Annotated in this window: 19 protein-coding genes and 2 pseudogenes; 19 read left to right on the top strand and 2 right to left on the bottom strand. The window is 53.8% G+C overall.

What is annotated here, in order from left to right; translation table 11 throughout:
* Positions 1-179: 179 nt before the first annotated feature.
* The 7 genes and pseudogenes from ACIDITHRIX25_RS96005 to ACIDITHRIX25_RS95975 all read left to right on the top strand — a co-directional run bounded on the left by ACIDITHRIX25_RS96005 (position 180) and on the right by ACIDITHRIX25_RS95975 (position 6,028).
* Positions 180-977: an enoyl-CoA hydratase/isomerase family protein gene (locus tag ACIDITHRIX25_RS96005; protein WP_052604161.1), complete on the top strand. Its 798-nt coding sequence runs from the start codon at positions 180-182 to the stop codon at positions 975-977.
* A gap of 122 nt (positions 978-1,099) precedes the next feature.
* Positions 1,100-1,660, top strand: a complete 561-nt coding sequence (locus ACIDITHRIX25_RS96000; RefSeq protein WP_201733247.1) for an acyl-CoA dehydrogenase family protein — start codon at positions 1,100-1,102, stop codon at positions 1,658-1,660.
* Positions 1,584-3,098 (top strand): ISL3 family transposase, encoded by a 1,515-nt coding sequence (locus ACIDITHRIX25_RS95995; protein ID WP_201733246.1) that lies wholly within the window; start codon positions 1,584-1,586, stop codon positions 3,096-3,098. The genes ACIDITHRIX25_RS96000 and ACIDITHRIX25_RS95995 overlap by 77 nt, the downstream gene beginning before the upstream one ends.
* Complete coding sequence (locus ACIDITHRIX25_RS95990) at positions 3,095-3,922, top strand: DNA methyltransferase family protein (RefSeq protein WP_201733245.1); 828 nt, start codon at positions 3,095-3,097, stop codon at positions 3,920-3,922. Before ACIDITHRIX25_RS95995 ends, ACIDITHRIX25_RS95990 begins: the two co-directional genes overlap by 4 nt.
* The gene (locus tag ACIDITHRIX25_RS95985; RefSeq protein WP_201733244.1) at positions 3,919-4,623 is read left to right on the top strand and encodes an Eco57I restriction-modification methylase domain-containing protein; all 705 of its coding nucleotides are present in this window, start codon (positions 3,919-3,921) and stop codon (positions 4,621-4,623) included. Before ACIDITHRIX25_RS95990 ends, ACIDITHRIX25_RS95985 begins: the two co-directional genes overlap by 4 nt.
* 160 nt (positions 4,624-4,783) lie before the next feature.
* Positions 4,784-4,912, top strand: a pseudogene (locus ACIDITHRIX25_RS95980) (hypothetical protein); the annotation flags it as partial.
* A 321-nt stretch (positions 4,913-5,233) separates the two neighbouring features.
* Entirely contained in the window at positions 5,234-6,028 is a 795-nt protein-coding gene (locus ACIDITHRIX25_RS95975) for a site-specific integrase (protein ID WP_249685736.1), read from the top strand.
* Positions 6,029-6,086: 58 nt separating this feature from the next.
* On the opposite strand, the gene ACIDITHRIX25_RS95970 is transcribed toward ACIDITHRIX25_RS95975, so the two are convergent.
* Positions 6,087-6,407, bottom strand: coding sequence for a hypothetical protein (locus ACIDITHRIX25_RS95970; RefSeq protein ID WP_201733242.1), 321 nt, complete (start codon positions 6,405-6,407; stop codon positions 6,087-6,089).
* 304 nt (positions 6,408-6,711) lie between these two features.
* On the opposite strand from ACIDITHRIX25_RS95970, the gene ACIDITHRIX25_RS95965 reads away from it, so the two are divergent.
* From ACIDITHRIX25_RS95965 to ACIDITHRIX25_RS95910, 12 genes and pseudogenes are all read left to right on the top strand, one after another.
* Positions 6,712-7,860 carry a hypothetical protein gene (locus ACIDITHRIX25_RS95965; protein WP_201733241.1) on the top strand — a complete coding sequence of 383 codons (1,149 nt, stop codon included), beginning with the start codon at positions 6,712-6,714 and terminating at the stop codon, positions 7,858-7,860.
* Positions 7,857-9,986 carry a hypothetical protein gene (locus ACIDITHRIX25_RS95960; protein WP_201733240.1) on the top strand — a complete coding sequence of 710 codons (2,130 nt, stop codon included), beginning with the start codon at positions 7,857-7,859 and terminating at the stop codon, positions 9,984-9,986. Before ACIDITHRIX25_RS95965 ends, ACIDITHRIX25_RS95960 begins: the two co-directional genes overlap by 4 nt.
* Positions 9,983-10,420, top strand: coding sequence for an MBL fold metallo-hydrolase (locus ACIDITHRIX25_RS95955; RefSeq protein WP_201733239.1), 438 nt, complete (start codon positions 9,983-9,985; stop codon positions 10,418-10,420). Before ACIDITHRIX25_RS95960 ends, ACIDITHRIX25_RS95955 begins: the two co-directional genes overlap by 4 nt.
* Positions 10,421-10,535: 115 nt before the next feature.
* On the top strand, positions 10,536-11,444 hold the full coding sequence (locus ACIDITHRIX25_RS95950) for a hypothetical protein (protein ID WP_201733238.1): 909 nt from the start codon (positions 10,536-10,538) through the stop codon (positions 11,442-11,444).
* Positions 11,441-13,120 carry an Eco57I restriction-modification methylase domain-containing protein gene (locus ACIDITHRIX25_RS95945; RefSeq protein WP_201733237.1) on the top strand — a complete coding sequence of 560 codons (1,680 nt, stop codon included), beginning with the start codon at positions 11,441-11,443 and terminating at the stop codon, positions 13,118-13,120. The genes ACIDITHRIX25_RS95950 and ACIDITHRIX25_RS95945 overlap by 4 nt, the downstream gene beginning before the upstream one ends.
* Positions 13,117-15,726 carry a hypothetical protein gene (locus ACIDITHRIX25_RS95940; RefSeq protein ID WP_201733236.1) on the top strand — a complete coding sequence of 870 codons (2,610 nt, stop codon included), beginning with the start codon at positions 13,117-13,119 and terminating at the stop codon, positions 15,724-15,726. Before ACIDITHRIX25_RS95945 ends, ACIDITHRIX25_RS95940 begins: the two co-directional genes overlap by 4 nt.
* 191 nt (positions 15,727-15,917) lie before the next feature.
* Positions 15,918-16,856, top strand: coding sequence for an Eco57I restriction-modification methylase domain-containing protein (locus ACIDITHRIX25_RS95935; RefSeq protein ID WP_201733235.1), 939 nt, complete (start codon positions 15,918-15,920; stop codon positions 16,854-16,856).
* A 2-nt stretch (positions 16,857-16,858) separates the two neighbouring features.
* Positions 16,859-19,624: a GIY-YIG nuclease family protein gene (locus ACIDITHRIX25_RS95930; protein WP_201733234.1), complete on the top strand. Its 2,766-nt coding sequence runs from the start codon at positions 16,859-16,861 to the stop codon at positions 19,622-19,624.
* Positions 19,625-19,692: 68 nt separating this feature from the next.
* Positions 19,693-21,015 (top strand): AlbA family DNA-binding domain-containing protein, encoded by a 1,323-nt coding sequence (locus ACIDITHRIX25_RS95925; RefSeq protein WP_201733233.1) that lies wholly within the window; start codon positions 19,693-19,695, stop codon positions 21,013-21,015.
* 173 nt (positions 21,016-21,188) lie between these two features.
* Positions 21,189-22,226, top strand: coding sequence for a hypothetical protein (locus tag ACIDITHRIX25_RS95920; protein WP_201733232.1), 1,038 nt, complete (start codon positions 21,189-21,191; stop codon positions 22,224-22,226).
* Between the two features lie 88 nt (positions 22,227-22,314).
* Positions 22,315-22,437 carry a hypothetical protein gene (locus ACIDITHRIX25_RS95915; RefSeq protein ID WP_283770429.1) on the top strand — a complete coding sequence of 41 codons (123 nt, stop codon included), beginning with the start codon at positions 22,315-22,317 and terminating at the stop codon, positions 22,435-22,437.
* A gap of 99 nt (positions 22,438-22,536) precedes the next feature.
* Positions 22,537-23,232, top strand: a pseudogene (locus ACIDITHRIX25_RS95910) (acyl-CoA dehydrogenase family protein); the annotation flags it as partial.
* Positions 23,233-23,508: 276 nt separating this feature from the next.
* On the opposite strand, the gene ACIDITHRIX25_RS95905 reads toward ACIDITHRIX25_RS95910, so the two are convergent.
* Positions 23,509-24,687, bottom strand: a complete 1,179-nt coding sequence (locus ACIDITHRIX25_RS95905; protein WP_052604163.1) for an ABC transporter ATP-binding protein — start codon at positions 24,685-24,687, stop codon at positions 23,509-23,511.
* Positions 24,688-24,948: the final 261 nt, after the last annotated feature.

Raw genomic sequence — 24,948 nt, 5'->3', positions numbered from 1 at the left:
TATCTTACCCGTTGGATTATTTATTTGCGGAGATACCTATGATCGAAGTTCAATTGCAGATATGGTTTAAGACCTCCATCGATGATATCTATCTCTGGTTCTAAGTGTTCTATTAATTATGGGTTAGCGATGTTCATCTCGCAGACAACTATAGAGTTCTAAAGTAAGGTTGAGGTTTTATGTATTTTTCGAAGTATGAGTATCTTTTATTCGAACGAAAAGAAAATGGAGTACTGTTAATAACTATAAATAGACCTGAGAAATTTAACGCTACTAATGAAATTGGCCACGGTGAGCTAGCGCGAATATGGCGGGATGTTTCTGAGGATCATTTAACAAAAGTTGCAGTTATTACTGGATCGGGAAAGGCTTTTAGCGCCGGAGGCGATCTGGATATGGTCTTGAATATGGCCGGTAACTATGAGAGAGTAAATCACATGTTGCGTGAGATGAGCGATATGGTTTACAACATAATCAACTGCGAGAAGCCCATAATATCGGCCATAAATGGAGTGGCAGTCGGTGCCGGTGCAGTGGTTGCACTCTTGGCTGATATCTCAATCTGTGCTCTAGATGCCAAGATAGGTGATGGACACGTGAAGCTCGGCGTGGCGGCGGGAGATCATGCATCAATTTTGTGGCCATTGCTTGGAGGGATAGCAAGAGCGCGTTACTACCTTCTTACAGGAGAGATGATCACGGGTGAGGAGGCGGAGAGGATTGGAATGGTCTCCAAAGCGCTTCCAAAACAAGAGGTCCTAGATGAGGCGTTACGCGTCGCCGATGGGTTGGCTAAGGGCTCGCAAGATGCGATTAGGTTGACCAAGAAAGCAATAAATGGATGGTTGCGTAATGCGGGGCAGATCTTTGATACCTCTGCTGCATATGAGATGTTGACCTTTATGGGTCCGGATGTCGTAGAAGGTGTGGCGGCGTTGCGCGAAAAGCGCGCTCCATCATTTCCTTCATCTATATAGTTAAAAGCTTTTATGAAGGCTCCTATCAAAGCTAGGGTTGCTACCAAAGGGTCGAAACCTAAAAGGAACTGAACAGCTTCGATCGCAATTGTCATTCCCATGATTGGATTTAGAGGATTGAAATGAAGAATAATTCAAATGTCGACTATGACGCTGAGCACGAGGCGTTTGGTGAGATCGTTGAGGTATTTATAGCTCGAAGTGTTGAGCCGCACTATCAAAGATGGGAGCAGCAAGGTATAATCGACCGAACTCTCTTTTTGGAGGCAGGCCGGCAGGGTTTATTGGCTTTTGGTGTCGGAGAGGAGTATGGTGGCGCGGGAGTCAATGACTTTCGCTACAACGCAATCTTGAATCGTGGCCTTTCAAATGGAGGTTATGCGGGGGTTGCACTCGCTTTGAGCCTTCAAAATGATGTCGTCCTGCCATATTTTACAGATCTAACCAATGATGAACAAAAGGAGCGGTGGCTGCCATCTATCGTGGCTGGTGAGTCGGTGATAGCAATAGCAATGACGGAACCCAACACAGGTAGTGATTTGTCGGGAATTTCGACTAGCGCTCATAGGGACGGGGACTACTTTATCCGGGTAAGCGGATTATCGTGTGGAAAGGTCGCTCCAACTCCTGCTTGCCGTGATAATTCACAACGGACGATCGCGTGTAACAGCCCTTCGTTATGATCTGCTTATGCCGCTATCAGCTGATGACTCACCAGACAGGGGTGCTCCAAGCTTTTCTTTAGATCTACCCAGCGTTCACGGTATTCGAACTGAACTCAACGAGGGAATTCGGTTAGTGGAAGGGCGATCTATCCATGAGGCTCCACCATGTCCGAAGTGTGGAGACCTGCGTCCCTTCCGACATGGAACAAAGGTTCAACGCTATATCGATCTGCCCGTGCGAGGAGTCAAAGTTGTCGTTGACCTTGAGCGTCAGCGATACAGGTGTAAGCAATGCTCAGCGACGTATTTCAACCTCCCAGATGGTTTCGACCATCAGCGCTCGATAACGACCAGATTGCGGAGTTATCTTGAGCGGAAGGCGCTAACCCACACGTTCTATGAGCTTGCGCGCGAAGTCGGAGTAGATGAAAAGACGGTTCGTAACGTCTTCAACGATTACTTGCCTCACCTGCAGAGCGGCCCAACAGTGCAGACCCCTACGGTACTCGGCATTGACGAGGTTCACACTCGCAGTGGCTATCACTTAGTGGTTACCAACGTTTTGGAGAAAACGATCATCGAGATGTTCGAGAAAAGGAATCGCCACACGGTTGATGCTTATCTTTCCTCTCTACCCGATGCCCAGGTGATACAAGTGGTCACGATGGACATGTGGCGTCCCTACCGCGACGGAGTCCGCAAGCACCTCCCCGATGCCCAGGTCGTCATTGATAAGTTCCATGTCGTGAAAATGGCGAATCAAGCTCTAGAGACGATTCGAAAAGCTCACCGAGCAACTTTGAGCCAGAGCGACCGCATCCAACTGAAACAAGATCGGTTCCTGATGCTTTATCGGCGATCGGAGCTTGATGAGTCTCAAAGCCTTCAGCTCGATCAAATTTTCGACAAGTACCCCTCGTTGGCCATAGCCCATGCGTCTAAAGAAGCATTCTTTGATATCTATGCTTGTGCGACTCGAACTGCGGCTGAAACTGCCCTTGAAGATTGGAAGTCGAACCTCACCCCAGGACTACTTCCAGCATTTAAACCACTTCTTACTGCACTCACGAATTGGCATGACGAGATCTTCGCGTATTTTGACTATAGGTACACCAACGCGCTCACGGAGTCGATGAACGCACTCATCAAGATCGTCAACCACATGGGTAAGGGATACAGCTTTGATATTCTCCGTGCGAAGATGCTCTACGCCCCAAGAGCCCAGCTGACACGGAGCACCACTACTCGAGGAGTGCGCTGGAGCGGCACAAACGATTATCTCACCCTCCGGACGTCGGGGCATCTCGGCAGTTCCAACCGCCCCACTACGACTTCTGTTCGCCTGGGTACGAGTATTCCCGCGCTGATACAATTGTGTGTCGATGATATTGATGACGAAGATACTCGTTCAATAACTCAGGATGCAGAAACGGAAGAAATGAGGGATACCCCGTGAAGGACACGCAGCACGGCGATCCCGAAATTGGCGAGCCGAGATCGAAATCCGCTTCACCCTCAGGTCTCGAGAAGATACCTGAGCGCCTAGTCAAGTCCACAGAACGAGTTCGAGACTTGGGTGAGGTGTTCACCCCTGTTGCGATCGTCCAAGATATGTTGGATCTGCTCCCCGCAGACGTTTGGCACCCCCACCCTGCTCAGACATTTTTAGAGCCAGCTTGTGGGGACGGTAATTTTCTCGTCGCAATTCTCACTAAGAAGTTATATGCAGTCATGAGCGCCGCAGCCGTTGTCGCAGATCGCCAACAGATAGAAGTAACTCGCGCTCTCGCACTTGAGGCTCTGGCGTCGATTTACGGGGTGGATATTTCTCCCGATAATGTCATCGGAGGAACCCCTGGCCACGAGATCGGTGCAAGAGAGAGACTTCTACGGGTGTTTTCCGACTGGCATGCAGAGTGTCTCGACGAGAAGCTTGAAAGTGACAATCCAATCCTGTTGTCAGCAAAATGGATAGTCGAACGAAACGTCCAGGTTGGCAACATGCTGCCGTTCGGAGCCGACGGTCGACCGAGCGATAGGGCACAGATTCCGCTCGTCGAATACAGCTGGAACCCGGAGTGTGCAGAAGTTTCGATTTCCATAACCACTCTTGGTGCGGTTATGGAGGGCGCCGAAGCCGAGGTAGGCGATACCGTTTCGTTGTTCGGCGCAACACCTCCAAAGCATTTATGGACTGGAAATATTTCTGAGCTACATCAAGTAGAGACGTATCGGGTCACGGTGAAGCGTGGGCGCACTAGTGGGAAACGAGCTTCATGATGAACGACCTTGTATCTTCCAAAGCACCCGATATCTTAGAAGTTATCTCTGACCTCTCTAGCGACGAAGTATTCACTCCACCACGAGTTGTGACCCAGGTGCTCGACCTTCTCCCGGCAGAAGTATGGAGCAATGCATCTTTGCGATGGCTTGACCCAGGCTGTAAGACAGGCGTATTTCTTCGCGAGATAACTAGGCGATTGATGTCGGGACTTGCCGATGAGATTCCTGATGACCAAGAACGACTTCAACACATTCTCGAGAACCAAGTTTTCGGTATCGCCATTACGGAACTTACCTCGATGATGTCTCGCCGAACCCTGTATTGCTCTAAAGATGCAGCCAGCGTCCACTCCGTGGTTCAAATGCCAACGAGCAGCGGCAACATTTGGTTCGAGCGAGTTGAACATACTTACGTCAATGGAAAGTGCCGAGAGTGCTCGGCTTCAAAGACGCAGATGGAGCGAGATAATCGAGACAACTATGCATATGCCTTCATTCACGAGGCAGGGCGCACAGCCGTTTGGAAGGATTTAGGGATGAAGTTCGACGTAATCGTGGGTAATCCACCCTTCCTTGTAATGTCACTGTGTTGTGATATAATGTGTTGCAGTGACGGAGGACTTAGAAAAGACGGACTGGCGGCTCTGCCGGGCGCAGCGCTCGACGTGGAGAGGGAGCTACAGCTCGTCGCTGCTTGACGAATGGGATAACCTCGAAGAGGTTGAGCAGGGGCTAGGCATCATTCCCGGACTGCCGTTCCTGTTGCGGCCAGACGGAACTGTCGATAGCGACGTGGTGGCGTACTTCACCAGTTCAAGCTTCAAGAGATTGGCTCCGGCATCTCGGTGGTCGTACGCAATGGACCTGAAGGTGTTCTTCTCCTTCCTGGAGCGACAGGGCACGACTTGGCGAGATGCCACGCACGACAGCCTGCTCGACTACGAATACTGGCGTCGGCGTGACGCCGATAACCTTCAGCGAGTGAGTGGCGCCAAGTTTGCCCGCGAACTGGCTGCCTGTGGTCGCTTCTACAAGTGGCAAGTTGACCACGGTGTCATCGAAGCGAGTCCTGTGCTGACGACGACGTATCGTGATCGGCGTGGTGACGTGGCGACAAGAGCGCAGCTCCAGCCGACGAACGTGCGATCCGTGAAGGTCAAGTGGCTTACTCCCCGCGCCTACCGGCGCTGGCGCGATGTCGGGCTTGGTGGTTACAACGGGGATGGCCTGCTGGACAGTTCGTGGCGAGGTCGCAACGACGATCGCAATGTCTCGATGTGCGAGCTGATGTGGTCCAGCGGGCTGCGATTGCGAGAGGCTGGCTCGGTGTTGCTTACCGAGTTACCGACAGCGCAACCCGCAGACCAGTACGTTCGCGGACACGTCGCTGAGGCAGTCGCGAAAGGTAGGGGTCGCGACTTTTGGGTCTCGCGCAGTGCCCTGCGGCGCATTGACGCTTACGTCATGACGACTAGGGCCGCAGCGGTTCGACGTGCTCAGGTCTCTGGGCGCTACGAGGAAATCGCCGAGCGGCGATTAGTTACTCAGATGAACGCTCGTGGAGATCTAACCATGGAAAACCGTCGTGGGCGATCCGAACGCACGAACATCAATGAGCTGGACAGCGAGATCCGCCGATGCCTCTTCCAACAGACTGACGACGGCGTCGAGCCGCTCTCTTTGTGGCTAACGGAGGCCGGAGCTCCGATGCCTTATCTGACCTGGGAGGCGGTGTTCGCTGGCGCGAGCAGTCGATGTGCCACACAGGGCGTCCCAATCACTTGCCATCCGCACATGCTTCGTCACTCCTTCGCCCTCCGCATGTTGGTCACGCTTATTCACAACTTCGACAGGCGTCTTGGATTGAGCGAGCGAGAGCGCCTTGAGTACCGGCACCTATTTGGCGACCCTTGGGTGTTGGTACAGCAATTGCTAGGTCACTCCAACCTCGTGACGACTAAGTCCTACTACTTGGAGCCGGTTCAGGGTCTACAAGTTGACATGTTTCTCAACGCGGACACTGACGATGAATCCGTGCAACAGCTGCTCACCAGAATTTCTGAGACGTCGCCGCTGGTCCAAGACCTTGAAGGTCCCGCATGACGCGTAAGACTTCGGGTCACGCCGCAGCAATGCCGAAGCCGGGGTATAGCCGTCCTTCTCAGCGTGACGCGACTGGCCTCATGGTTACGCATATCACCGAGGACGGGGCGGTCACGAAAGTGTTTGACTTTCGTGAAGTCGATTGCCCGCCGGTTCTCTTACGGTCATTGGTCAGCGGGTTCGCCGTAGCGACGGGAACTGACGGACGTTGGAAGTCGGCATCGTCCGCTGCTGCCGGGGCAGATACTTTGCGTCGGTTTATCCGTGAAATTGCCATGCAGCAGAGACCGCCGACTTCGATCAATGAGGTTGGACCAGAAGTGTGGTGGACCTGGCGTGCTGACGTTGAGACTAAGAGTCGTTGGCCGGCCGCAGTCAATCACATGCGCGTTCTGCTTCTCGACACGCCTGGGCTTCCGGACACCACCCGAAAAGCCCTACGGGGTCGAACGCGTAAACCAAAAACCCGTCTTTACGATGCCTACACGCGAAGTGAGTTCCAACGAATTAAGAGTGCCGCATCGGCCATCGTTCGGACTGGCCAGCAGCGTATTGACGCCAACCTTGCAACGCTCACGACCTACCGCGCCGGAGGGGAGCCGTCCGACTCCCCGACGGTCCGCATACGAGGGGAGCTATGGAGCGCTGGCTCGCTGCTTGACTATCTTGCGCGAACCGGTTGCGTGCCCACCGAACTTACCGCAGCGGGGCAGTTCGCGTTGAGGAGGTTACTCAAGCTCGAGGGCGCATCCATAATCAATGAGGCCCTCTTCCCAAACTCGATGGAAGCTCTATCAATGACGTACCTGCTCGTGTGCGAGCGCGGGTATAACCTTTCAGTAATCAATCAGCTGACAGTCAACCTTGACCGCGCAGATGATCGCAAGGATGAAATGCCTGTGCATGTGTTGCATCTGGACAAGCCACGTCGCGGACCGGCAGCACGATTCAGTGATGAGAGTCTCAGCGGTGAGTCGGGAAGGTTGATTGATCGAGCGATTGCGTTGACAGCGCAGGCTAGGGCCACAATGGCTGAACTGGGATACCCTACAGATTCGCTGCTGTTATTCCGCAGCGGCAATTCATACGGCGGTAGGCAGATATTCCAGACACAGCTGGAAAATCCACATTCGGTACAGAAGCGGTGGCACGCCGTGGCGGGCCTGTTGGCCGACGACGGAACCGCACTTCAAGTCACTCACCAACGACTTCGCTTAACCGAGCAGGTACTCAACACCAAGCCTCGACAGAACTCACAAACTGTCAGCGAGTCGGTGTACCGGCGCTCAGATCCACAGACTCGCCGGGAGGCAACGGCCACCATCATTAGGGGGCAGGCCGAAGCGCTCGAACACGCACGGGTGACCGTCGCGATGCGGTCACTGAGTGACCAGGACATCGCTGAGGCGCAAGTGAATCCATCCGCACTCGCAGATCGTCTCGGCATTTCGGTGGAGAAGGTGCCTCTGCTAATTTCGGGCCTCCTGGACACCGGGACGGGAGCATGCCTCGACTTTCACAGCAGCCCCTTCACCCACGACGACTCCGGAAATTGCACCGCGTCCTTCCTTGCATGTCTTGGCTGCCCCAATGCTGTGGCTACACCAGACCACCTACCGCGCTTAGTCGCCTTGAGCGACGCGCTCGAGCGCATTGCGTCAGCCGTCACTCCAGCCGTGTGGAACGAGGACTTCTCTGGCCACTTCGTACGCCTGACAGCACTGCTCACGGCCAACACCACCGCGGAGCAACGCGACCATGCACGAACACAGCTCAGCGATGCAGATGAGGAGTGCCTCGAACGACTACTAGCCAGGAGGCTTGACGCATGAGTAGATCTGCCGCAGCGAGACACCGTGAACCGCAAATCTTTCAGACGGGTGCGGAAGAAGTCGTCTTCCGTAACGTGCAGGCAGATCCCGATAGCGGTCCGCTATCGCGCTACGGCGACGATGCGTGGCTCTTGCACCCAATGGCACAGAAGCTCACGTCAGATCCTCTCAAGATTGATTTCGCGACCCTGCCTTCGTCGTATCGCGACACGGGTAAGCGACTCGTCTGGACGTTCATCAATGAACGAACTCCAATGGATGCGCTGTCACGCCCTACGGCAATCCGAGATCGCCTAGCCGCTGGCTCAATCCTAACAATCTTTCACGACATTCGCATGTTCCTGAAGTGGTTAGACGCGCGTGCCATCACTGATCTTCGTTCAGTGACGCCAGGCGATTACCGGGCGTACGCAAGCTACGTCGCTGGGCGAAGTGTTACACGCGACGTGAAAGGTCGCCAGCTTTTTAGTGTGACGCGCATCTGGCTGATTGCCCCGTATCTGCCACCCGAGGATCGGATGCTGCGTCCGACATGGGAAGACATTGCAGCGCAAGAAGATCGGATCGACTCCGTCATCGGACCCGCCAACTGGACTGGCGAAAACAAGAGGCTGCCGGTACATCCCCAGTCCATGTCGGCACTTCTGCTCGCTGCTCTTCGTTTCATAGAAGTGTTCCGTGACGATATTCTCGATGCCGTCGCTGATAAGGCGAGGATGCAGAGTCAGATTCCTCTGCACCAAGAGCCCGAGCACGTTAAGAGGGCAAACGCGTATCTCCACCGTCTAAAGGCATCGGGTGGATCGCTGCCCGGAATGCGAGGAACCAATCCAAAACCGCCCAACGACATAAACCTTGCCATTCAGTATCTGGCAGCCACGCTTGGAATCACTAAAGACCAGGCAGCGTCAATGGGCAATCGTGGCCTCGCGATTCGTCTCGGTACTCCGATGCCTACCACCATCACTGGTCTCGTAGATGGCGAACCGTGGTGTAGCGCTATCGACTACTACGAAGTGGAGCAAATGCGTCACATGCTGATGGTTGCGTGTTTCATCGTGGTTGCGTATCTATCGGGCATGCGCGTCGAAGAATGTCGTGCGCTTAGGCGAGGCTCTTGCACCGCCACGCGTCCCGAGCCCGACATGCCACCGCATTTCGAGATTCGCGGGCTTTCATTCAAAGATGCGTTGGACGAGGACGGCAATGCCATCCCCGGTGGAGTCGAGCGTGAAACTCCTTGGATTGTCCTCGAGCCAGTCGCGAAAGCGATCGCCACCGCAGAGGCGATGCACAGCAGCGGTTATGTCTTCACACGTGGGTTGTTCAGAGCTCAGAAGCAAGAAGAACTCGAACCGCCGCTTGCGCAGGCCGCTCGCGATTCCATTCGCAGTTTCGTTGACTGGTGGAATGCCTATTGCCAGACCAACGGCAACACACGTGACGTAATTCCACCAGATCCTGATGGAGCCATAGTCCCTGCTCGTTTTCGGCGCACGCTGGCGTGGTTTATCTACCGAGTACCCGGAGGCCGGATTGCTCTCGGTCTGCAGTACGGGCACTTACGAGGCTATACGAGCGATGCCTACGGATCTCGTGTTGCGAGTGGATTACGCGACGTGTTTCCAATGGAAGAGGCACTGGCGGTGGCGGAAAGTCTTCACGAGGCGGCGAGGCGGCTTGATGCGGGTGAACAAGTCTCGGGACCCGCATCCTCTAGGTACGTAAATGGCGTCCGCATTTTCCAGCAGACATTCGGCGGCTCCTACCTGACGACTCGACAAATGGCGGCGCTTCGTAGAGATCCTCGACTACGTATCTACGACAACCCTTCTCGCGCACTCGCCTGCGTGTACGACCAGACGAAGGCACTCTGTCACCCGGATCGCGACCGTGGCCGAGCGGATGTCACGCGCACTCCGGACATGAGCAGATGTCGCGATAACTGTGGCAACACCGCTCGCACCGATACTCACGCCGAACTTCTGCAAGCGGAGATCGGTAATCTGCGAGAAGAGGCGGAGAACCCGCTCACGCCCGAGCCAATTCGTGTGCGGCTGCTTGCGAGAATCGTCAGACGAGAGAACGAACTTCAAGTACACGCCGAACAACGGAGCGTCTCATGACCCCTGACAAGCGCAAGCCGGCAGCAAAGACCGAGGCCATTTGTCAAAACGATCTTGACCGTTTGCGCATCCGAGATGCGATGGCGCGTTTGATTGATGGAGCACCGCTCTATTCCGACGGGAAACTGACCGTGAAGTCGCTCGCCGAAGAAGTCCAAGTGAAGCGGTGGCTCTTGACCCATAAGCACATTGACCTGCAAGACGAGTTCCGGGCCAAGGTTGCGCAGACCAACCACGTGCCAGCCGTTGTTCAGCAGTACATCGAAGCCAGACAGCAACTGGAGCAGCGGGTCGCTCACCAGGCGGCGGAGCTGCGCCAGGAACGTGAAACCGTAAAACGGCTAGAGCGTGTTGTGCTCGCTTTGACGCTGGAAAATCAACGTCTGCAAGTTGAGGCTTCAGCAACTGCCAACGTCGTGCGGATCAAGCCATGACCTGCGGTCTCCAGATGATAGGGATGAGTGCCACAATGATGGCCTCGCGCACGATGGAGATTGTCGGCGTGCGGCAATTGAGTTATTGGACAATAGGACGGAGGACGGTTCCTGAATGACGTCACCGAATAGATCGGTTCGTGCCGACACTAAGAACATGGTTGAGGGCACAAAGAGTCACTTCCAAAATGAGAGCATAAGAGGGGCAAGTGCACCGAGGGGGAAGTTGATGTCTGCACCAAAATGGTGGTCAGCCACACGAAGCGCTGACTGCGGAAACGATCCCGATGCTGGTTGGGTTTGCGAAACTGATACCAACATTTCCTGGCATGAGTCCGCCAAACTGGTGGAACTGACCGACGACGCCATCCTGGCTCCCCTTGAAGCGCAGTTCGGTCAAGTCCGATCACGCCAGCGCGTTCGTGAGTTGGCAGAGGTATTCACGCATCAGCGCGAGGTAGACGCAATGCTTGACATGATCCCGGATGCGTTCACTGAACTCGACGTGACGTTCTTGGAACCGACCTGCGGTTCCGGTAACTTTCTCATCGAAATCCTGCGGAGAAAGTTGCAGATAGTCAAAAAAGCGGAGTGCGTTTCCCAAGAGCACTATGAACATCGCCTACTGCGAGCGTTGGCGTCGATCTACGGCGTTGACATCTCGATAGACAACGTCACCGAGGCACGAGCTCGTATGGCCCACACGGTGCTAAGCCACTACCAATCGGACGCCAATACTATCGAGCCAACGACTGGTTTCTTGAACGCTGCCGCAGTCATCCTTGGCGACAACATCGTGCTCGGCGACTTAATTAACAACGCCGACGAGATCGAGCTGTGTGAGTGGCGTCCTTTCCCCGCTGGGCGGTTCCAGCGAATTTGGAGCTGCGCCTTGGTCCCCGAGTACTCACGAAACTTGTTCTGGCAGGAGCGAGTGCAAGACGTTGAGCCGATTCACTACAGCGAGCTGGTCGCCGCGGCAACGCCGCCCAAGACCAAGAGTCGAACAAGGACGAAGAAATGAGTAAAACTGACTCAAAGATCACCACCATCGGCGTGGGGACCGTGCGCACTCACCATATCCCCGACATCCTGGACGTCATCGCGGCGCTCTCGTCAGACGCGATACCTACGCCACCGTTGCTAGCTCGCGCTCTGCTCGATCTACTGCCTATCGAGGTATGGAGCAACCCCGACTATCGCTGGCTCGACCCAGCGACGAAGTCAGGCTCGATTCTTCGAGAAGTTGCCCGCCACTTGATGGAGGGTTTGGCTAAGTGGGAACCGGACCCCAAGAAGCGTGCCGAGCACATCCTCAAGAACATGTTGTTTGGCGTGGCCATCACCCAAGTCCACGGCGAGATGACTCGCCGGTCGGTCTACGTGTCGCGCGACGCAACGAGCACCCACTCGGCTGTGCTGTTCTACACCCCCGACGGAAACCTGCCCTTCATTCAAACTGAACATGATTACCCCACGAACAGGGATGGGCGGGCATCGGGGCCGTGTCGCATCTGTGGCGCCCCTGTCCGACTCGAACGTGGGGCTACCCGTGAGAATTATGCATACGCCTTCATCCATGGGGCGTATCCAACCGAGGAGATGAAAGACATGAAGTTCGACGTGATTGTTGGCAACCCTCCGTACCAGGTACAGACTGGCACTACCAGCGCGCAAGCTACGCCGCTCTACCACTACTTCGTCGAGCGCGCCATGGAACTCAACCCCAAGTATCTCGCGATGATCATTCCTTCGCGCTGGTTCACTGGCGGTATGGGCCTTGACACCTTCCGTACTCGAATGATTGCGGACCGTCACTTAGTGAAGGTTGTTGACAACCCTAAACTCTTCGACTGCTTCCCGGGCGTGGAGATCAAAGGCGGAGTCAATTACTTCTTGTGGGATCGCGATCATGATGGAGACTGCGAGTTCTCGACCCGTATTGAGGGCACCATCATCTCGACGGCTCAAAGGGATCTCCGCTTGGGCAAGGGTGTGTTAGTCCGTGACAACAAAGCCATGTCCATCATCAAGAAAGTGGCTCACGGCAAGTCGATTGTGGAGTGGGTCAACTCCGTTGGCGGCTTTGGTCCAACCCTGACAACGAACTTCACCGACGCCGCGTCATCCGAGTTCGAGGGTTCTGTGCCGCTCGTCTTCGGTAGTCACGTCGGCTATGTCCGGCCCGATCAGATCGAGAAGAACGCTGAGTGGGTCACCAAGTGGAAAGTCCTGCTGCCCAAGGCGGGCGATGGGCATGGTCGGGAGGTGTCCTACGTCCTGGGTGAACCCATCGCACTCGCACCAGGGTCGGCGTGCACGTTCACCTATGTGGTTGCTGGCATGTTCGACACGAAGACTGAGGCGAGGAACTATGCCAACTTCCTGGCAACCAAGTTTGTGCGCTTCCTCGTTCTTCAACGCAAGGTAACACAGGACGTTCGCCCGGATGTCTTTTCCTTCGTGCCACAACTCGACATGAAGCAGAATTGGACAGATGAAGCGCTCTACGATCGCTTCGGGCTAACTAAGGCAGAGCGCGAGTACATCGAAAGCACCATCCATCCTCGTGAGGCAATAATGTCCTTGGAATCCTCGATTCCCGCGTCGCACTTGCCGGGTGGATCGAAGTACCGCGCACCCGGCAGGGAGCGCGAGGCTACCGAGGCTCTCGATACGAACGGGGAGGATGAAGAGTGAGTAGCCAGGTTGTCGGTCGCATCTACGTCTACACGGCACCGGGATACGACACCGAGTGGACTCGCACCGTCGGCTCATCGAGCATCGAGGGGCGTGGTCGTCTGAAGGTTGGCTGGACCGGTCGACCCGACCCGCGGGTACGTATCAAAGAGCAGTCGGGGACTATGTACCCCGACGGCGAAGGCATCGTTATCCTGCTAGACGAACCGGCAGTTCGCTCAGACGGTACGAGCTTCACTGACTCGGACATCCACAGGGTCCTCGACAACGCTGGAGTCCAGCGCAACAGCGAGGTTGTCGAAGCCACACTCGATGAAGTCAAGGCCGCCATCTCGGCGGTGCGCTCGGGGCTAGACTACGACCCGCTGCGCACTGAGGACTTCAGGCCACGTCCTGAACAGAAGCAAGCCATCGAGCTCACGAAGACGTACTTTACCCAGCACGCCAATGATCTTCGGCCACCACGCTTCCTTTGGAATGCAAAGATGCGCTTCGGCAAGACGTTCTCGACGTACCAACTGGCGCGTCAAATGGCCTGGCGGCGCGTCCTCGTCCTGACCTACAAGCCAGCGGTACGAAACGCCTGGCAAGACGACCTGCGTAACCATGTGGACTTTGCTGAGTGGGTCTACGCAGACCGCGATCACCCCAGTGACCCGGACATCGATGCCCCCATGGTCTGGTTCGCCTCGTTCCAGGACCTGCTTGGAACTACGACCGATGGCGACGTCAAGGAACACAACGAGTCCATCCACCTCATCGACTGGGACTGCATCGTCCTCGATGAATACCACTTCGGTGCTTGGCAGGGTGCAGCCAAAGAAGTCTGCAGCCCCGCGAGCGCCGCTAGCTCGACGGAGGCCGAACGCAAGGCCGAGCTGCGCGATCTCGATGAAGAGACAGGGCGCGCTGACGAGGTCACTGAGCTCGTTTATGACGGTATTCCTCGTCTGCTCGCCGCCACGCCTGAGTCCACCGGCATCAACCAGGACCTTGACGCTAAGGACATGCGACTATCGAGCTGCAGCTACCTATACCTCTCCGGTACTCCCTTTCGAGCTATCGCTGACGGCGAGTTCAACGAAGAGCAGATCTTCAACTGGACCTATCCGGACGAGCAGCGTGCGAAGCGTGCGTGGGACACAGACCCCGCCAAAGACCCGATCCGCAACCCCTACCGGGAACTCCCAGCAATGGAGATGTTCACGTACTCCCTATCGGAATTGGCGTCGGTTGAGATCGATCAGCGACCAGACGGACTGTTTGACCTCTCTGGGTACTTTGCCGCTAAGAAAGTCGGCTCGGAGTATCACTTCGACGATCCAGATCGCATCAGCGAGTTCTTGAACATGCTCCTCGGACGCCTGACTCAGTCAGCGACAGAGAAGCTGCTCAACAACTTCAAGCCACCCTTTCCTTTCAGTGACGGTCGTTTCACCGAGGCAGTTGAGCACACCGTCTGGTTCATGCCAAGCGTCGCATCAGCACATGCGATGAAGGCTTCACTGCTAGCCCATCCGTTTTTCAAGGACTTCTTGGTCCACGTCGCGGCCGGTGGTACCAAAGTCGGTGCAGCAGCCAAGCCCCCCGTTGACAAGATGCTCGCGGAAGCGGCGAAGCTCGGCAAGCAGACGATCACGCTCTCTGTTGGTCAGTTGATGACGGGCGTGACGGTGCCCCAGTGGGGTGCAATCCTGGTCCTTCGCTCCCTGAAGTCGCCCGAGGCGTACTTCCAGGCGGCCTTCCGGGTGCAGTCCCCGTGGACGTCCAAGCGACCCGATGGAACGCGAGTCGTCAAGAAACAGACTTGCTACGTCTTCGACTTCGACCCCAATCGCGCCTTGAGTCTCATCTATCAGTACGGCACGAAGCTTGCACGCTCGACAACGAAGACGGCGCCGGCTGAGGTCATCGGCGAACTCATTGAGTTCCTGCCCATCTTCGCCTTTGACGGGGGCCGGATGGACCCGGTTGACGTTAACGCAGTCATGGACTGGGGAACAGCGGGGGCTGGTGCGGCCATGCTCGCCAAGCGCTGGGGAAGCCCTCGGCTCATCGACCTCTCCGAAGCGGTGCTCACAAAGCTGCTCGAGGACACTGACCTTCTCGACCGCCTGGAGCAGATGGAAGACTTCCGCAACCTGCGCGAAGACGCGACCAAGATCATCGCGCAGTCCAAGAAGATCAAGTCCGGCAAGAAGCCCAAAGCGTTCGATGGCGACCCCGAAGACCCAGAGGTGACGGCGGCGCGCAAAGCTAAGCGTGAGCAAGTGAAGACCCTCAGGGCTAAGCTGCTCAAGTTCGTTCAGTCGATCCCAGTCTTCATGTACCTTACGGACTTTCGTGAGGAGTCTCTGGTCGACGTGATTGAGTCACTTGACACCCAGCTTTTCGAGCGCGTGACGGGGCTAACCCTGGACGACTTCCACAAGCTCTCAGATGTGGGCGTCTTCAACCCCGATCAGATGGATGAGGCGATTTGGCAGTTCCGTCTCTTCGAAAGAGCGAGCCTGGACTACCTCGGTACCGGCACTGGCGAGGACACGAAGGAGCGCGTGGGCCTATGGGAACGTACTGTTGCGATCGAAGGCGAAACGGTCACTTAGGCAAGATTCACTTCTCAGGAACGTTTTCTCGAGGCGACTCAATCCAACCGATTCGACCCATGTCTGCTCGTCCTTGAAGTGCACAAGCCTGAGGACCCCACTTATCTCTCAGCACCTTCTAGAGCACATCCGTACAGGTATTCGTATTGGTTTGTAACACGTCTGAACTATAGAAGGAACCGCCATACCAAATGTCAGGTGGAGGTGGAGGCACAAACGACACACCTCTTTACAACGTCTTCGTAGAAGAGGCGATAAAACTCAACCCTCAGTTCCTCGCAATGATCATCCCCTCCCGGTGGATGGCCGGTGGCCGTGGGCTTGAGTCTTTCCGCTCTGGGATGCTGAAGGACAGGCATCTTAGGGTACTCGTTGACTACCCCAATGCCGGTGAACTCTTTCCGGGCGTAGAGATCAAGGGAGGAGTCTGCTACTTCATGCGGGATCGAGACAATCCCGGCTTCTGCGACATGACTATTGTTCGCGGTGACGAAATTTATGGTCCAGGAGAGCGTGACCTCAGCGAGTTTGACGTATTAGTGCGCGACAGTCGCGCGGTTGGTATCCTTCACAAGGTCCTCAAAAAGCGCGAAGGAAGTTTCGCGGAGCTTGTATCGGGCGACACACCTTTTGGGATTTCGACGAACTTTACTGGATATCGCCGAGGGGACGTGCAGCCTGGAGATCTCAGACTCTTCTTGAAGGATGGAGCGAGAAATGAGAAGTGGATTGCCAGTGATCTCATTCGAAAGAATACCAGGGCCATCGAGAAGTGGAAGGTGTTCGTGCCGGAAGCCGGATCAGATGGAGGCCAGAGGATCCCGGATATCGTTCTTGGAAAGCCGTTCGTAGGAGGTCCTGGAAGTGTGAGCACACAGACGTTCCTTTTCGTCGGACCTTTTGATACTCAGGCTGAAGCGGACAGCGCTTTTTCCTTTATGCGCACGCGGCTAGTACGCTTCCTGATCTCATTACGCAAGATCAGCCAACACGCAATGAAGTCGGTCTACACCTGGGTACCCCAGCAAACCTGGGACCGTACCTGGACAGACGAAGAACTCTACGCTAAGTACGGTATCACAGAAGACGAGCAGGCCTACATCGAGAGTATGGTCAAGGAGATGCCGTAATAATGCCCGTCTCTCTCGCAGAAAGCGTCCGTCAGCCAAAGATCTACGCCTACACCATTCCGCAGTATGCCGATATAGTTTGGCAGGGAGCCAGACAGGGCAAGGGCCTCCTGAAGGTTGGCTATACCGATCAAGATGCCAACGTCCGTATTCGCCAACAACTCCAAGGCGTCCAGATGCCGGTGGAAGTCGAATTCACGGTGCTGTTGACTGAGTCAGCAATGGACGATCATGGAGACGCCTTCCGGGACCATAGCGTGCACCGTGCTCTTGTTAATGCAGGTGTTCACAGGGTGTCAGGAGAGTGGTTCGAATGTACAACTGATGAGGTGCGCGCTGCGGTCCAATCTGTCAGATCAGCGACTCCACTAAGCAATCTTCGACCCTTAGCAACATTCCCTATGCGACCGGAACAAGAAGAGGCCGTATTGCAGACAGCTACTTACTTCAAAGGTCATAGGGATACGGTCAATCCCCCACATTTCCTGTGGAATGCAAAAATGCGCTTCGGCAAAACATTTACTGCGTATCAGCTAGCCAAACACCTGGGGTGGACAAGAGTCCTGGTGTTGACCTACAAGCCAGCGGTAGAGAAGAACTGGCGAGAAGACTTACTCGGTCATCGAGACTTCCAAGGATGGCGCTTCAGCGGTAAGGACGATGTGCGACCGGATCTCTCCAACCCAAGCCCGCTCGTGTGGTTTGCATCATTCCAAGATGTGCTCGGCAAGAATGCAGACGGCAAGACCAAAGCCAAAAACGAGGTTCTCTACCACGAGCGGTGGGACGCAATAATTATTGATGAGTATCACTTCGGCGCTTGGAGGGAGGCGGCACGGTCCCTCTATCTCAAAGATGGTGACGAAGGCGGAGACGTCTCGGAGCAGAAAGCGCTGGATAATCCAGACCTAGACGAAGACTTCAGCACCAACGTTGAAGAGGAATTAGACGTTCAGGTCGATCACTACCTTTATCTGTCTGGGACACCGTTTAGAGCGTTGACTCAAGGGGAGTTCCTAGAAGATCAAGTCTTCAACTGGACGTACAGTGACGAGCAACGAGCGAAGCAAGATTGGGTGGAGCCTCCATCTAATCCATATGTTGCGTTACCCCGTATGGCCCTTCTAACCTATGAAATGCCTGACAAGCTTCGAGATATAGCCCTAAACAACCAGTCAATGTTTTCCTTCACCGAATTCTTCAGAACAACCAAAGAAACTGGCAGACCTCCGAAGTTCATTCATGAAGACGAAGTGCAGAAGTGGCTTTCGTTATTGATCGGACAAAACATTACGGATTACTGGTCTGCATCATCCACTCGACAACGCCCTCCACTGCCCTATGAGGATGGAAATCTCTTGCAGGCCCTCCAGCACACGGTGTGGTACCTACCGTCCGTTGACGCTTGTACAGCCATGGCAAACCTCTTGGGGGCTACTCACAACACGTTCTTTCGCCAGTATCGAACGGTTGTAGCAGCAGGCAATAGTGCCGGTCTTGGTGAGGAAGCACTTCCCCCCGTTCTGCGAGCAATTGGACCAGTACCACAAGATACTAAGACCATCACGTTGACGTGTGGGAAATTGATGACCGGCGTGACCGTGCCTCCATGGACTGGGATCTTCATGTTGCGAGAACTCAAAAGCCCAGAATCATACTTTCAGGCAGCCTTTCGAGTGCAATCTCCCTGGGTGTCCAGATTTGTTGACACAGTGGCTGGCGGTGAGGACGAAATCGTACTCAAAGAGCAATGCTTCGTGTTCGACTTCGCTCCTAACCGTGCATTACAGCAGGTAGTGGACTACGCCACTCGTTTGAGGGCAGACGATCCGTCGGTTCGAGATGACCAAAAAGCCGTGGATGAGTTCATGGCATTCCTTCCGGTGTTGGCATATGACGGACACTCCATGCGCCAGCTGAACGCAGCGGATGTGATCGATTACCTCACCCACGGGATTAGTGCAAGCATGCTTGCGCGTCGATGGAACTCCCCAGAGCTCATTGAGTTGGATGCCCGTGCTATGGAGGCGCTGCTTGGTAATCCAGATCTTCTCGCTTCACTCGAACAGATGGAGTTGTTCAGGGAGATTAATCTCAAAGCTGATCTTGAGGCAATGATCGCCACAAACAAGGAGCTCCGGCAGAAATCCCTCGCAAAAGAGCCGCTAGATGGTGAGGAGAAAGTAGCAAAGAAAGAGGCAACGAAGAAACGTGACAATATCAAGAAGCGTCTTCAACGGTTCTTGACGCGTATTCCAGCTTTTATGTACCTGACCGATGCTCGTGAGCGGACTGTTCAAGATATCATCCGTCAAATTGAACCGGAACTTTTTGAGAAAGTGACTGGACTCACACTCTCAGATTTTGCAGAGCTGGTGGATCTTCGAGTATTCAGTGACTCGAAGATGAATGATGCAGTATGGAAATTCCGTACCTTTGAAGAGCCGAGTCTTCGTTACGGAGAAAATGTCCTAGCTCCTGAGACTTTAGGAGGATGGACTCTTCGTCGAGATCAGCGCTTTGCGCGTCTCGTAGAGACGGGACTTATCGCTCCGGGTGCACGACTGGTGGGGACAACCGACTCTGGCATCGTTGAAGCCGCCGTTGGCGACGATTTTGGTCTATGGGTCGGGGGAATCCGATATGAATCACCAAATGACGCTGCTGCGGCGGCGACGGGAAGGTTAGACCTCGATGGTTGGACATTTTGGAGAGCGGACGACTACGACGGGAGCTCGCTAGCCGAGGTTTCGAGCCTGCTTGACTGATAAGCTAGCCAGATCTTGGAAGTGTGACCTCACGGTGGTAACTCCTACTCGGGAAGGCGCAGAGTGCCGTGGCTGAACGTGGAAACGTATCCAAGTCAGACCTTCTCCAGAAGGTGGAAGATAGCGGGGACGTTCGACTCCGCTTTGGGGTAGCTCATCAAGATGGGAAAAACTCACTCATCTTGCTGGACGGCGAATTTGGTGCTGAGCTCGATCGGCAAGACGAGCGTACTTGGACGTACGAAGATCTATCTTTTTTCGACCGGCTTCTCCATGGTAGCGAGCTACGGCAGTTTATCGAAGATGGGGCAATTGCTTTAGGCGAGCAGACGGTATATTTCCCGGCGATTGGGGACACAGCGAATTGGACTCGCCACCCAAGTCTTAGCGACTGGGGTCTCGGGAAATTTTCGTGGCCCACCGTAGAGTACAATTTGTCGGTGACTTCTCATGCCCAACCTGGTTCGGGCTTACTTATAGGGAGAGACAGTCCCTCGTTCCAGAGTTATCACGCGGCCATCGCAGCGTTTCTTGGGATTGACCTAATGCCAGGTCGTCAATTTAACCGAAGCGATATTTCCTTACGCCGCCACGATAGGTCGGGACGTATCACGAACGTCGTTTGGTCGCCCACCACTATTGATGTGGTGGTTGAGGGTGATGCTCTTGCGAACTCAGTGATCGAATTGGCATCACCGATACCCGGCGAAGAGCACTCTTTATCCGAACATCCATTTCAGACGTTTCGCTTCGACATCCCGGACACTGGACTACCTTCAGGCTCTTGGCTTGTACTCCGACGCGATGGCGAGTGGCTGGACTACAAGTTCCTCAATTGGCCTTACGCCCTTGGGCCTGACTCAGGCGTCGAAAAGATCGTCGAAGAACAGGACGAAATCCAGTCACTCATAAGTCAAGGGGAGGGATCGACTATTGAGTTCAAGGAGGACGTACCTAGTCAGCCTGGTAAAGAACGCTATGGCGTATGTAAGACAGTAGCGGCTTTCGCTAACGGACTCGGGGGAACCATCCTGCTCGGAGTGAAAGACGATGGAAACATCAAAGGAGTCCCCGACGAACAACAGACACGAGATGCGGTCGACGCCATTACCAATTGGATCAAAGATATAGTGGAGCCTCTCCCGGACTTCGACGTTCGCACGGTAGAGATCATTCACTCGGACGGATCGGGAGAGACGCTCAGTTCGAAGGTGATATCCATTGAAGTCGGACACGGATCTTCATCACCCTATTGCATAAGGACTACCCGACCTGCCAAACGGGAGTACTACGTGCGTCGTGGTGCCACCACTTTTGCTGCAGCACCAGACCAGCTTCGAAATATTGTCTTGGCGAGCCGACCGGCTCAGACTGGTCTAATACAACCTTGAGGGATTCATGGGGATAAGACCCATAAGTGCTGACGGAACGCTTGCTCTTAATCCAAGACAGAAATCTACAAGACTGTCGTACTGCGAAACAAGGGACGCTAATCCACATACCCTCTAGAAGTAATATTTGTATGAAACATGCAGATCATAGAACGAGAGAAGGTGAGCCCCAAATGGGATCTTTTAAAAATTGGCGTGAAGCTGATGAAGAATGGGCGAGAGAGAATGCCGAAGTTCTTCGGGCTACCTTTCTACGTTTCTACCAGACTGGTGAGTGGCCGAACATTAGAGACCTTCGGCGCGAACGCGATATTGCCGGCAAGGCAACTCCTTCCGTTGTCGACATTGCTAGAGGCAAGCCCAGCATCCCTGGTCAGGCGAATTTTGAATCCTCCGCCCCTCAGTCACTCATCATCAACGCGCGGCATTTGCTGACTCTCGGTGTTCCTCAAGCCCAATTGCTCCTTGACGCCCTTGTAGTCTCATCCGTGGCTGCCGTGGAAGCGTACAAGGATTCCGCCAGAGAGTTCCCGCTAGCAATAACTGACCAAGAGGTAGCCATTAGATGGAATCTTGATCCTCATGCCTTGGGGTTAGTTCCACGATTCGTCTCGTCAGATTATCCAACCCCTTTTAGTGGATTCAGTTGGTCTGAGAACACTTGGTCAATGGGTGTATCTGAGAACTTTGTGATGAACTTCCAAGGGGCAACGACCTATCAAACCTACGTTGATCGTCAACTATCGGTCATCGAGGGATGGTGTGCTGAAGTCGACAAGAAGGACATAAATCTCCAGACCGCCAGAAACCTAAGGGTCTTTCTAGCAATGCCGTTTACTCAGCCGTGGTCGAATGCTACACATGAGATGGTCCGCGAAAGTATTCGTCAGGCAGGCCTGCCTATCGATCTAGTCCGTCTCGACGAAGTCCATTCACCTGGCAGAATCACTGAGCAGCTCGTCAAAGAACTTCAGCTTGCTGACTTTCTGATAGTCGATATCACTGGTGTAAACGCCAACGTTATATGGGAACTCGGCTTCGCCGAAGGACTAAAAAAGCATTCAGTGGTGATACGAAGACGCGACGATAACACCGACGTCCCCTTTGATATTTACGATCATCGTCAAGTGCGGTACGACGACCCCGTTACCACTCAACAGATAAAAGAGCTAAACGGGCACTTGTCTCATGTCGTCGCAACCCTCATGTAGCAAGAAGTCAGCAAGCTGGAACATGACTGCACAAATAGCTTTTCATGGTGTCGGGGAATTGACTGAAAGGTCGAAATGAGGGGTATGAATGGTCACGACAACTGCCAAGCTCGGCTCGTTTCATTCGAACCAGTACCATTTCTCTGGTCGTGATGGTTCGGCGGAGGTAGACCGACGAGCAAATATTGACGGCTTCATCCTTGGAGCCTAAAAGTGCTTGAATCTATGTTTGTCCTCTCATTCCACACTCGCAAGTGTAAATGTATAAATGAGAGATGCAAAGATTTCCACACGATAATCCGCTTACCCCTTTATCCTAAATGGTGCAAAGACCTTTATCTCCAATGGTCAAAATGCTGATTTGATAGTCGTGGCTGTACGTACGTCGCCGGATCCACATAGAGGGCTTTCGCTTTTGGTCGTTGAATCAGCCACGCCGGGTTTTTTTCGCGGTAGGAATTTGGACAAGATAGGACTTCATTCCCAAGATACCAGCGAGCTCTCTTTTGTGGATGCACGAGTGCCCGCTAAGAATTTACTCGGAGAGGTCAATAGGGGATTTTATTATTTGGTGCGGAATCTGCCACAAGAGCGGCTTTCTCTCGCCCTTGGAGCCGTGGGAGCAGCCGAAGGCGTTTTTGATTTGACGCTCGCTTATACCAAGGAACGTTTTGCATTTGGACAAGCCATAGGCAGCTTTCAGAGTTCGAAGTTTACGTTAGCTGAGCTTGCCACTGATATTGACGTTGGTAGGACCTATGTTGAAGATTGTTTATTTAGCCATTTGAGGGGCGCGCTGTCCCCAGGTAGAGCAGCCAAGGTGAAGCTTTGGACTACTGAGATGCAACTGCGAGTCGTCGATCGAGCGGTTCAGTTGTTTGGTGGATATGGTTATATGCGTGAATTTCCAGTAGCCCGAGCATATGTAGATGCCCGAGTTCAGACAATCTACGGCGGTACTTCTGAGATTATGAAAGAGATCATTGCTAAAGATCTCGGACTTTGAGACTGGTTCGCCATGGCATTACTCACCCATGTTCAAAAATGCCCTTTAAGTCGCGAGCAAGAATTAGGTTGCAATTCATGGGCAACAGCATTTTTTCGCATTTTAACGCAGTTGGGTGCAAAATGCGGATATCAAGGGAGATCTATGGCAATCTAAATGATTGATGCTGTAACTTGGTGTTGATCGAGATATTTTTTCGTGGCCGGCCTATGTCGTGGCCGGCCTATGGCCACTTGGAGTTGGAATTGACATTTCCAACACCAAGTGGCCATGCGGCTAGATTGCATCCCCTGAATCTGGGTCAAAGAAGTGGAGTTTTTCTATATTGACGGTAAGGTCGATATAGCTTCCCGCAGTAACGTCCAAGTCGGGTGAAAGCCGAGCGACTCCTCGAGCGTATTTATTGCCCGGGTTGTCGAGTTGAATTTCATCTAATTTATCTTCTTCTGGGGTCTCGCCCTCCACCTTGACGGATGTCGCCTCTATCTGAAAGTGGGCGAGTATCTCCGAGCCGAGAACTTCAGATATGTCAACTTTGACCCGAAGGCGGTTGGTTGCTTCTTGACTACTCGAATTCAGCGCGAGATCCTCCGGGCGGATTCCAACTATTACTTTACGATCGCGGTACTCCGTCAACGTGGAATGTTTCTTCAAAAGGCCAGGAGAAAGTGCTAGCTTCTGTGATCCAATCGTCAGGTTTGTTAGGTCTCCTGCGATAGTTGCGTGGTAGAGGTTCATGGATGGTGAGCCGATAAAAGCAGCTACAAATAAGTTTTTTGGAGAGTTGTATAGGGCAGAAGGCGTATCAATCTGCTGGAGGATGCCGCCGTTCATAACAGCAACCCTGTCGCCCATTGTCATTGCTTCCACCTGGTCGTGGGTTACATAGATAGTAGCAGTACCAAGGGCACGTTGTATTCTAGAGACCTCTGCTCTCATCTGAACCCGCAATTTTGCATCCAGATTCGATAGGGGCTCATCCATTAGGAAGACTGCAGGATCTCTGACAAGGGCTCGTCCCATTGCAACTCTTTGGCGTTGACCCCCTGAGAGTTGAGCGGGCTTTCGATCTAGATACTCTGTCAGACTCAACTTGGCGGCTGCTTCTTTGACTTTCGCCTCTATCTGGTCCTTGGAGAGCTTTTGAAGTTTGAGCGCAAAGCCGATGTTTTCGGCTACGGTCATATGGGGATATAGCGCGTAGTTCTGAAAGACCATCGCAATGTTGCGCTCTTTGGGTGATGTTTCGTTGACTCGCTTGCCACCTACCCTTAATTCGCCCGAAGTTATCGTCTCAAGTCCTGCGACCATTCGTAGTGCTGTGGTCTTACCGCAGCCAGAGGGTCCAACAAGAATTAGAAATTCACCATCAGACACCTCGAGATTGAGCTCGCGGACGGCAACATATCCGTTTGCGTACGTTTTTGAGAGCCGATCGAGAGTTACGTTGGCCAAGGCCTTCCCCTTCCATGTGCATGGTTAGATATCTTTACATAGGTTTAAGGCGCTTGAAATGAAGTAGGGCTGCGTGGAAAATATGGATCCAGCCATCTCATCCTTTAAATTTATCACATTTTGAGCGTGCATGGGCGAAGTTTTGGAAATTTTTTACGTTATATGGGTGGCTCATCTTCAAGGCGACTGAAAGCCCCCAAGAACAATCTCTTAAAGTTGATACGTTAATGTGGTCGAGATGGTCGAGTGTCTAGTGTTACA

It is taken from the genome of Acidithrix sp. C25, assembly GCF_904848545.2.
Note: the sequence above shows the minus strand (reverse complement) of the source record. Positions and strands in the feature narration are given on the sequence as shown.